The organism is Streptomyces sp. AC558_RSS880, assembly GCF_019049255.1.
Lineage (GTDB): Bacteria > Actinomycetota > Actinomycetes > Streptomycetales > Streptomycetaceae > Streptomyces.
Window position 1 is genome coordinate 1 of record NZ_JAGMUJ010000205.1, and the last position, 2891, is coordinate 2891.

The 2891-nt window shown below is 74.3% G+C and carries 1 protein-coding gene; it reads right to left on the reverse strand.

Annotated features, from left to right (window positions below; translation table 11 throughout):
* On the reverse strand, positions 1-2891 hold a 2891-nt coding region (locus KUM38_RS42710; protein WP_254398552.1), incomplete at both ends, for a type I polyketide synthase.

Genomic DNA, 2891 nt, shown 5'->3' on the forward strand with positions numbered 1-2891 from the left:
GCCTCGAAAGCCTCCGCGAACACCGGGAACGAAGCACACAACTCCCGCCCCATCCCCACCCGCTGACTCCCCTGACCACTGAACAGCAGCGCCAGCCGTCCCTCGGCGCGGGCCGGGCCGGCCACCACGCCGTGGAGGGTCTCCCCGCTACCGAGTGCGTCCAGGGCTCTCAGGAGTCCGGCCGGGTCCTCGGCGGTCAGCACCGCCCGTTCGGGCAGCGTGGCACGGGCGGTCGCCAGGGTGTGCGCGACGTCCGGCAGCGCCTGCTGAGGCGCCGTCCGCAGGAACGCCGCGAGGGCGCGGGCCTGCGCGTACAGTGCCTCGGCGGTGTGGCCGGAGAGCACCCAGGGAAGGGTGCCGCCCGACGGCGGCCGGGTCTGCGGCAGGGCGGCGGGCGCGGTGTCGGGGGCCTGTTCCAGGACGACGTGCGCGTTGGTGCCGCTGATGCCGAAGGAGGACACCGCCGCCCGTCGCGGCCGGCCGGTCTCCGGCCACGGTGTGGCGTCGGTCAGCAGGCGTACGGAGCCCGCGGTCCAGTCGACGTGCGGGGTCGGCTCGTCGACGTGCAGTGTCTGCGGCAGCACCCCCTCGCGCAGAGCCATCACCATCTTGATCACACCGGCCACGCCCGCGGCGGCCTGGGTGTGCCCGATGTTCGACTTCACGGAGCCGAGATGGACGGGGCGTTCCTCGGGCCGGTCCTGGCCGTACGTCGCGATGAGGGCCTGGGCCTCGATGGGGTCGCCGAGCGCCGTGCCCGTCCCGTGCGCCTCGACGGCGTCGACGTGCTGGGGCGACAGGCCCGCGTCGGCCAGCGCCTGCCGGATGACGCGCTGCTGGGAGGGGCCGTTCGGCGCGGTGAGGCCGTTGCTGGCGCCGTCCTGGTTCACCGCCGAGCCGCGGACGACGGCGAGGACGCGGTGTCCGTTGCGTACGGCGTCCGACAGTCGCTCCACGATGAGGACGCCGACGCCCTCGGCCGGTCCGAAGCCGTCGCCGTCCGCCGAGAACGCCTTGCAGCGGCCGTCCGCCGCGAGACCGCGCTGCCGGCTGAACTCGACGAACAGCCCCGGTTCCGCCATCACGGTCGCCCCGCCGGCCAGCGCCAGCGTGCACTCGCCGCCGCGCAGCGCCCGCACCGCCAGGTGCAGGGCGACGAGTGAGGAGGAGCAGGCGGTGTCGACGGTGACGGCGGGGCCCTCGAAGCCGAAGGCGTAGGCGACCCGCCCGGAGCCCACGCTCGGCGTGTTGCCGGTGCCCAGGTAGCCCTCGAGTTCCTCCGGAGCCCGGTCCAGGCGACTGGCGTACCCCTGGGCGACCAGCCCGGTGTACACGCCGGTCCGGGTGCCGGTGAGGGAGTCCGGCGCGACGCCGGCGTGTTCGAGGGCTTCCCAGGAGGCTTCCAGCAGCAGCCGTTGCTGCGGGTCCATCGCCAGCGCCTCACGGGGGTTGATGCCGAACAGGTCGGCGTCGAACAGGTCCGCGTCGTGCAGGAAGCCACCGGATCGCGTGTAACTGGTGCCCGGGTGGTCGGGGTGCGGATGGAAGAGCCGCGCGAGGTCCCAGCCACGGTTGGCGGGGAACTCGGAGATGGCGTCCCTGCCCTCCGCGACCAGCCGCCACAGGTCGTCGGCCGAGCGTACGTCTCCGGGGAACCGGCAGGACATGCCGATGATCGCGATCGGCTCGTCGGCACCGGTCCGGGCCGCGGGGGTCTCCGGGACGGCCGGGGTCGGGTGCGTGCCGGACAGTTCGGCGCCGAGGTGCCGTGCCAGCACGGCCGGGGTCGGGTAGTCGAAGACGAGGGTGGCGGGCAGCCGCAGTCCCGTGTCGGCGGTGAGGCGGTTGCGCAGTTCGACCGCGGTCAGCGAGTCGAACCCGAGGTCCTTGAAACCGCGGTCGGCGGCCACGGCCGTCGGGTCGCCGTGTCCCAGTACGGCGGCGACGTGCGTGCGGACCATGTCCAGCACCGCGCGTGAGCGCTCGGCCGGAGCGAGCGCGGCGATCCTCCGCTGCCAGGCCGACCCGCCGGTCTTCCCGTCGGCCGCCGCGACGCGCCGCACGGGAGTGCGCACCAGGCCGCTGAACACGCCCGGCAGCGAGCCCGCCGCGGCCAAGGTGCGCAGTGCGGCCACGTCCAGGCGCAGCGGCACGACCAGTGCCTGCGGCAGCGACCGGCCGACGTCGAAGAGCCTCAGGCCGAGCCGCGAGGAGAACGGCAGGACACCACCGCGCGCCATCCGGTTCAGGTCGTCGCGGTCGAGGTGCCCGGTCATGCCGGTCGCCTCTCCCCACAGGCCCCAGGCCAGCGAGGTGCCGGGCAGTCCGGCGGCCTGCCGGTGGGCGGCGAGCGCGTCGAGGAACGCGTTCGCGGCGGCGTAGTTGGCCTGCGCCGGACCGCCGATGACTCCGGCGACGGAGGAGAAGAGGACGAAGGCGGCGAGGTCGTGGTCGGCGGTCAGTTCGTGCAGGTGGACCGCACCGTCGACCTTGGCCCGCAGCACCCGCTCCAGCCGGTCGGTGTCCATGGTCTCGATGAGGCCGTCATCGAGCACTCCGGCCGCGTGGACCACGCCCGTGAGCGCCGGTACCCGCGCCAGCACCCCCGCCAGCGCATCCCGGTCGGCGGCGTCACACGCCTCGACGGTGACGTCGGCCCCGAGCCCGGTCAGCTCCGTCACGAGGGCGTCCGTCCCCGGGGCGTCCGGGCCACGCCGGCTGGTCAGCACCAGACTGCGCACGCCGTGCTCGGTGACCAGATGCCGGGCCACCAGAGCACCCAGCGTGCCCGTGCCACCCGTGATCAACACCGTGCCGTCCGCCTCCAGCGCCCGGGGCATCCGCAGCACCAACTTGCCCACATGCCTGGCCTGCGACATGAACCGGAACGC